This is a genomic window from Peribacillus sp. P4_C12 (assembly GCF_056402095.1).
Genome location: NZ_JBFUIB010000171.1, coordinates 1 through 7313, shown reverse-complemented (window position 1 = coordinate 7313; position 7313 = coordinate 1). Strand labels below are relative to the sequence as shown.

The following is a 7313-nucleotide window of genomic DNA, read 5'->3' as shown; positions in this document are numbered from 1 at the left end:
CGGGAGGTCAAGGTCAGCCTGGAGGATACCCAATGCCGGGAGGTCAAGGCCAGCCCGGAGGATTTCCGATGATGCCGGGAGGTCAAGGCCAGCCCGGAGGATTTCCGATGATGCCGGGAGGTCAAGGTCAGCCTGGAGGATACCCAATGCCGGGAGGTCAAGGCCAGCCCGGAGGATTTCCGATGATGCCGGGAGGTCAAGGCCAGCCTGGAGGATTTCCGATGATGCCGGGAGGTCAAGGTCAGCCTGGAGGATACCCAATGCCGGGAGGTCAAGGCCAGCCCGGAGGATTCCCGATGATGCCGGGAGGTCAAGGCCAGCCCGGAGGATTTCCGATGATGCCGGGAGGTCAAGGTCAGCCTGGAGGATACCCAATGCCGGGAGGTCAAGGCCAGCCTGGAGGATACCCGATGCCGGGAGGTCAAGGTCAGCCTGGAGGATTTCCGATGATGCCGGGAGGTCAAGGTCAGCCTGGAGGATACCCGATGATGCCGGGAGGTCAAGGTCAGCCCGGAAGATTCCCGATGCAAGGATTTTAAAGCCAATATGTTGAATTTCCGATACAAGGCGGTGGAATTCAGCAACATTAAAGTAGGTTGAATAAATATTGAACGGAAAAATACATCCCAATTTGATTAACAGGATCATTAAGAGGTACGTAAAACACAGTAGGATTCAGCAAAGAATTCTACTGTGTTTTTTTGTATTTCAGGCTAGTTATTCGCCTGAATCCAATACTCTAATCATCAGATGTAACTATTAGAAGAAATAATGATGAGGATTCTTTTTAGAATAATTAGGGTAAACCATAAATGAAGAAAGATGGATGGAGGTAATAATCAGTATGATGAATGTAGTGTTTATGGTGCTTTATTTTTTAATCATTGGTCTTGTTATTGAAATATCGGTTACCTTATTAAAACTGACTGGGTTAAAGAACACTGTAGCTAGATTTCAAGTTATCTCCATGCTAAAAGGTACTGGATTTACTACTGAAGAACCAAAGTCTATTATTGATCATCCTGTTCGAAGAAAAATAAGCATGTTTTTTTTATTTGGAGCCTTTTCTCTTGCTGTTATTATTTCATCAATTAGTACACTGCTTACAGATGATTTACGCTTAATGGAGTTAAGCATTATTATTGGGATATTGACGATCTAGACTATTACCGTTAAAACACCATTCATAAATAATAGATTACTTGGTGATAATCTCTTTCTGTATGGAAATAAAAACGAAATAGAAGAGACCTTTTCAAAAGAAATCGAAGCGATGAACAAGAAAGAGCCATGAAAAATTCCCCGCTCTAAAATAGGAGCGGAGAATGAATATGAAGATGCGTAGCTAATACAATTTTGCTTTATTAATGTTTTTTATTCGGTAATTTCTGGGCGGGATTGCCGTTACCTTGACGACGCTTATTGGCTGCATCTTTTTTTTGCTGTTCTTGAATATTCTCTACAAACTCTTCTGAACTTTTCATGGATAAAACCTCCTCAGTTATTTTCTTCTTTACTATAACCAGAAGAGGAGTAATTCATGAGCATTGATGGGGACAAGTACTTTTAAATTTTCTTTTATTGAAAATAGAATCAGAGGAACTTTTTTTATTGAACGAAAAGAAACGGTAGCGAGGAAATGGTGGTAAAATATGGACTAATAAAGTTTTGGTGTGAAATTGAATAACTATTATGAAAAGAAAGAAGTGAAATTAATGAATAATCGGTTAGATGGAAAGGTTGCGTTGGTCACAGGTTCATCAAGAGGAATAGGTCGAGCTATAGCCGAACAGCTCGCGGATTTAGGTGCAAAAGTAGTAATCAACTATTCAGGCAGTTCACAAAAGGCGTATGAAGTAGTGAAAGGCATAAAGAAAAATGATGGAGAAGCAATCGCTATCCAAGCAGATATCAGCCAAGTTACTCACATTGTCAATCTCTTCGAAGAAACGGTCAAAGCGTATGGGAAAATTGATATTTTAGTGAACAATGCTGGGCTAATGATTAATAAACCCCTAGCGGAAGCAACGGAAGAAGACTTTGATAAACAATTTGCAGTAAACGTTAAGGGGACGTACTTTGCTTGTCAACAAGCATTAAAATATATGGAGCTCAATGGTAGGATTGTTAATATTTCTACCTCTGTAATAGGCCAAATGTTCCCTTCGTATAGTATGTATGCAGGAACAAAAGGGGCAGTTGAACAATTTACAAGACAACTGGCTAAAGAGTTTGGCGCTAAACAGATTTCTATTAATGCAATTGCTCCAGGTCCCGTTAACACAGAGTTGTTTAATGTAGGGGAAATCCGAGCAACAAATCGAAGGGATGAAAAAAATGAATGCATTCGGACGTTTAGGTGAAACGGATGACATTGCTAATGTGATCACGTTTTTAGTGAGTGAACAAGCACAGTGGGTTACGGGACAAACGATCAGAGTCAATGGAGGGTTTATTTAATTACTTGAAATTAAAACTAAAGCAACGTTAGTATGATATTTGCTTTAGTATTATGCTTCCATTGGAAATATCTTTTTTGATGTTAGAATATATAACATTTAAATATTTCGAATATTGACAAAAATGAAAGCGGTATCTATAATAATATCCATGATTAAACTTTTATTGGAGTTTTGCCTATGGAGAAGACATCATCGGTCCGAGAATTATGTGAAATGCATACGAACTTAAAAGACAAGGATATTCGCGTCCTTGAAAATCTGTCGAATAATCTAACATTGATTGCTAATTTGAATCAAGCCAATGTCTTTATTGACTGTCCGGTACGGGAAGGAAAGCATGCGATTGTCGTGGCGGAGCAAAGCGCCCATTCTGTAAAGTCGGTTTATAATTATTCGGTTATCGGTAAGGTCGCCTATGAAGCCTTCGAGCCGGCAGTATTTTATGTATTACGCACTGGGAAGGATATGTTTGTGAATCGAGCATTGACTCAAGAGGGAGTCATGGTCCAACAAAGTGTTGTTCCGGTTAGAGGGGAATGCAATCGTGTCATTGCCGTATTGATTATGGAGAAGGCGATTCAAGAAGAACCCGAAACTTCAAATTTTTTTGAAAGACAGGATGAACAAAATTCTTTAGTGCCTGAATTTATTGAAGAGTCTATATTCCTGATTAATAATCAAAATCAAATTGTCTATACTAATCCGGCGGCTATTAATCTAGTAACGGATATTTGTTTGACCGAATGTGTACTAGGTACCTGCATTTTCGACTATTTTCCTAGCTTTGCTGATGTACTCGCTTCAACAGAAGAAGTTTTAATGAAGGAGCTGCACATTGGGAAGAAAATTTTTCAAGTAAAGAAATTTCATATACGCGGCAAGAAATCTAAGGAAGCATTTATCATCTTCCGGGATATGACTGAACTGCGGGAAAAAGAAAGAGAACTGATTAGTAAGTCAGTTGCGATTCGCGAAATTCATCATAGAGTGAAAAATAATCTGCAGACGGTTGCCAGTTTGCTTCGGCTACAGATGAGGATGGAGGTTCCCGAAGAAAGTAAACCTCATTTATTGGTCAGTTTAAACCGAGTATTAAGCATATCGTCGGTTTATGAAATCATTTTGGCTAGTAGCCATGTTGATCATGTAGATTTACTGGAGCTCATTAAAAAAATCGGTGATATGATCGTGTATAGTGAAAATCAAGAAAGTAAAAACCTAAGTATTGAATATATTGGTGAGCTTCATTCCATTGACTCCGATATAGCTGTATCAGTTGCGTTGGTGGCGAATGAACTCATTTATAATAGTGTGAGGCATGCTTTCAGTGGAAGAACGGCTGGAAAGATTACCGTGTCTTTTCAAAAGGATGGTTCTGAATTAGAGATTCAAGTTTTGGATAATGGCATTGGTTATTCTCCGGCAGCTAAGCCTTCATTAGGATTAGATATTATCCGCATGACGGTCGAGAATGATTTAGATGGAGAATTTTCGGTTTGTCGAATCATGGAAGGTACGTTGGCTTCCATAAGATTTCCATACAATAGGTAGGTGAGACATGGGCAAGAGGATTTTGGTCGTGGAAGATGAATCGATTGTTCTGCTTGATATTACTTATATGCTCAAGGATGCGGGATTCGATGTGGTTGGACAGGCACGTGATGGTGAGAAGGCGATTGAGCTGGCACATGCTTTGCAACCCGATCTCGTTTTAATGGATATAAAAATGCCTAAACTGAATGGGCTCAAGGCGAGTGAGGTGATTTCTAACACTTTTCAGATTCCGGTCCTTTTGTTAACGGCATTTAGCCAGCGTGAATATATCGACCAGGCGAAACGAGCCAATATCGTAGGATATCTTGTAAAGCCAATTACCGAAGCAAGTCTAATCCCAGCGGTAGAGATTGCCTTACTGCAAGCTGAGAATACAAAAAAGTATCAGGAACAAATGGCTCAACTGGATGAAACCCTCCACAATCGTAAAGCCATTGAAAAAGCAAAAGGAATTATCATGAAGAGAAAGAATGTAACCGAAGAAATCGCATATAACAAGCTACGAAGGTTGAGTATGAATAAGCAACTATCGATTGAAAAAGTTGCACAACTAATAATTATAAATGATCAAAAACAAGTGAATAGATGAAGCAATGACGCTTTGATAGACCAAATGGTTGTATCGTAGAAACTTCTACGGAAAACCTTAGTTTGGGCTATACGATGCGTCTTTTTTTATATTCTTTTTTCTAGTTGAAATGTGCAAAACCAAATCATAATTCAAGGGGGAAAACGTATGGAGATGGTTGGGAATTTCGTTATTTATATCATTATGACTTGTGCTGTGCTAGGTGCTTTTGCGTCGATTAAAGACAGTGAGCAAGGCTTAGGCAAGCAGTTCATGGAAGGCTTGCATACCGTTGGCCATATATTCATTCCTGCAGCTGGAATTATGGCGTCGATTCCTTATTTATCATGGTTCATTGATAAAGTGTGCGGCCCGATTTTTGCTGCGATAGGCGCAGACCCTGCCCTCGCTGCCACAGCGATTTTGGCAACTGACATGGGTGGTTACCAATTAGCAGCTCAACTACAGGAGACATATGAAGGCTGGATCATGGCGATGATTGTAGGTTTCATGTCTGGGGCAACGATTGTCTTTTCGATTCCGATGGGGCTGGCAATGCTAGAGAAACGTGATCATAAATATATGGCACTTGGCGTCATGTCTGGAATATTGACGATTCCAATAGGTGCCTTTATCTCAAGCGTACTAGTCGTTGCAACGAATTCAAAGGTACGAGAAGTGATTTCTACTAATGCGGATTCTACATATGAATTCACATTGAGCTATTTGAAAATCGTCTTGAATCTTTCACCGCTTCTTATTTTTGTTGTATTGCTTGCATTAGGTCTTTATTTCTTGCCAGATATGATGATTAAAGGATTTATGTGGTTTGGGAGAATAATGGATGCGGGGATTAAACTCGTATTAGTGTTCTCGATTGTAGAAATTTTCACCGGGCTGTTTTCTAAGGTATTTGGTGCTTGGGGATTTCATCCAATCATGGCTGATAAGGCGGATCAGTTTCGTGCCCTGGAGACGGCAGGATATATCGGAATAATGCTTGCAGGTGCTTTTCCAATGATTTATCTGATTCAGAAATATGCAGGCAAGCCCCTTGAAGCAATGGGTAGAAAAGTTGGATTGAGCAAGGAGGGGAGTGCAGGAATTCTAGCCACGGTTGCCAATATATTAGCGATGTTCAAACTTATTAAAGATATGCCCCCAAAGGATAAGGTGATTAACATTTCCTTCTCAGTATGTGCTGCCTTCTTATTAGGGGATCACTTATCCTTCACGGCAAACTTTCAACCTTCCTTAATTTTACCTATCATCGTAGGGAAGCTATCTGCTGGTGTTATCGGAATCGGTCTGGCTTACTGGCTGTCAGTTCCAAAGGCTTTGGAATTAGAGAAAAAGGATCGTGAATTAGGTGTTATCGGTTTGAATGAATATACAGAAAAAAACCAAGAAGAAGAGGACAATAAAATTCAAGTGGTTTAAAACTGAGGTGAGGTTTTGCTAAATAAACAGTTGGAGCGAATCATCAGTGCAGGAATTGATATTGGCACAAGCACGACGAAGCTTGTTATCAGCGAGTTTTCACTTATGAATGTGGCGGGCGGGGGACAGGTCCCGAAAATTGAAATTACCGATAAGAAAGTTCTGTATCGAAGCCCGATTTTCAGGACCCCACTTTTATCGGATACAGTGATTGATATCCCGGCGGTTCAAAGAATAGTAGAAAGTGAATATCATCATGCAGGCATCACGATGGAAAAGATTCAAACAGGCGCAGTCATCATCACAGGCGAGACGGCAACAAAACAAAATGCAGAAGAAATGGTACACCAGTTGTCTAAAGCGGCAGGGGAATTCCTCGTCGCAGCAGCAGGACCGGATTTAGAGGGAATCATTGCCGCAAAGGGTTCCGGTGCTTATCAACATTCAATAGAGACAAGAAAAACTATAGCAAACATTGACATTGGCGGCGGAACGGCAAATATTGCCGTATACCGTTCGGGTACGCTTTGCGGTACATGCACCTTACACATCGGAGGCCGTTTGATGGAATGGGAGGGGGCGGAGATGAAAGTCGCTCCTTCGATTGAACAATGGCTGAAAACAAAGGGGTATTCTCCTTCGAAAGAGAATAGGGGAATAATTACAGATGAGATGGCTAAGGTGCTGGCGAGGTTTTTGGACAATTCATATACGAAAGAAGACGAACAGCTTTTAGTAGGAAAGGTGCCATCTTGGACAGGTCGCATTGAAGGATTAATGTTCTCGGGTGGAGTCAGTGACTGCATGTATCATGAAGAACTGATGTGCACCAGCTTTCAGGATATTGGCATGACTCTTGCCACTTCTATAAAAGAAAATAAAGAATTGGCTTATTGGGAGTGGGAAAAGCCAGTTGAAACGATTCGTGCGACTGTTCTTGGAGCCGGCACCCATACAACCGAGATCAGCGGGGCAACAATTGAAGTGAATGATTCCCATCTACCGGTACGAAATATCCCAGTCTATCGGATCGATTTTCAGGGTGTTCTAGAGCAAGGTATCGAGGGAATGACAAAAGCGGTTCAGGACGCGATTACGATATATGACCCCCAGCGGGAAGGCCAGAATTTTGCCTTTTATTTAACGAACCTACCATATCTATCATTCCGGGACATTCAGCTGCTCACGTTTGCTTTTACTGAGGCACTGAAGCAAAAACCAAATCAGCAGCAGCCGCTGATAATCGTCATGGATAGTGATTATGGAAAGGTGCTTGGTCAGACCTTACT

Annotated in this window: 7 protein-coding genes and 1 pseudogene; 7 read left to right on the top strand and 1 reads right to left on the bottom strand. The window is 41.1% G+C overall.

The window, feature by feature from the left end; genetic code table 11:
• A partial coding sequence (locus AC1DUW_RS17545) for a hypothetical protein (RefSeq protein WP_477643079.1) occupies window positions 1-539 on the top strand: 539 nt, incomplete at its 5' end.
• Window positions 540-844: 305 nt separating this feature from the next.
• The gene (locus AC1DUW_RS17540) at window positions 845-1162 is read left to right on the top strand and encodes a hypothetical protein (protein WP_477643078.1); all 318 of its coding nucleotides are present in this window, start codon (window positions 845-847) and stop codon (window positions 1160-1162) included.
• A gap of 202 nt (window positions 1163-1364) precedes the next feature.
• On the opposite strand, the gene AC1DUW_RS17535 is transcribed toward AC1DUW_RS17540, so the two are convergent.
• The gene (locus tag AC1DUW_RS17535; protein ID WP_053347866.1) at window positions 1365-1484 is read right to left on the bottom strand and encodes a DUF4023 domain-containing protein; all 120 of its coding nucleotides are present in this window, start codon (window positions 1482-1484) and stop codon (window positions 1365-1367) included.
• Window positions 1485-1715: 231 nt separating this feature from the next.
• Here AC1DUW_RS17535 and AC1DUW_RS17530 point away from each other — a divergent pair.
• The 5 genes and pseudogenes from AC1DUW_RS17530 to AC1DUW_RS17510 form a co-directional block, all read left to right on the top strand.
• A pseudogene (locus AC1DUW_RS17530) lies at window positions 1716-2460 on the top strand (SDR family oxidoreductase).
• Window positions 2461-2639: 179 nt separating this feature from the next.
• Window positions 2640-4013, top strand: coding sequence for a sensor histidine kinase (locus tag AC1DUW_RS17525; protein WP_477643077.1), 1374 nt, complete (start codon window positions 2640-2642; stop codon window positions 4011-4013).
• A 7-nt stretch (window positions 4014-4020) separates the two neighbouring features.
• Window positions 4021-4605 (top strand): ANTAR domain-containing response regulator, encoded by a 585-nt coding sequence (locus AC1DUW_RS17520; RefSeq protein ID WP_053347864.1) that lies wholly within the window; start codon window positions 4021-4023, stop codon window positions 4603-4605.
• A 147-nt stretch (window positions 4606-4752) separates the two neighbouring features.
• Window positions 4753-6024: an ethanolamine utilization protein EutH gene (gene eutH / locus AC1DUW_RS17515; protein WP_477643076.1), complete on the top strand. Its 1272-nt coding sequence runs from the start codon at window positions 4753-4755 to the stop codon at window positions 6022-6024.
• 15 nt (window positions 6025-6039) lie between these two features.
• Window positions 6040-7313 (top strand): ethanolamine ammonia-lyase reactivating factor EutA (locus tag AC1DUW_RS17510; protein WP_477643075.1); only part of this gene is annotated, 1274 nt, incomplete at its 3' end.

What these genes read in the sequence shown, in the direction of transcription:
- AC1DUW_RS17540 (WP_477643078.1), top strand. Translation starts at nt 845, where the DNA reads ATGATGAATGTAGTGTTTATGGTGCTTTATTTTTTAATCATTGGTCTT.
- AC1DUW_RS17535 (WP_053347866.1), bottom strand. Translation starts at nt 1,484, where the DNA reads ATGAAAAGTTCAGAAGAGTTTGTAGAGAATATTCAAGAACAGCAAAAA.
- AC1DUW_RS17525 (WP_477643077.1), top strand. Translation starts at nt 2,640, where the DNA reads ATGGAGAAGACATCATCGGTCCGAGAATTATGTGAAATGCATACGAAC.
- AC1DUW_RS17520 (WP_053347864.1), top strand. Translation starts at nt 4,021, where the DNA reads ATGGGCAAGAGGATTTTGGTCGTGGAAGATGAATCGATTGTTCTGCTT.
- eutH (WP_477643076.1), top strand. Translation starts at nt 4,753, where the DNA reads ATGGAGATGGTTGGGAATTTCGTTATTTATATCATTATGACTTGTGCT.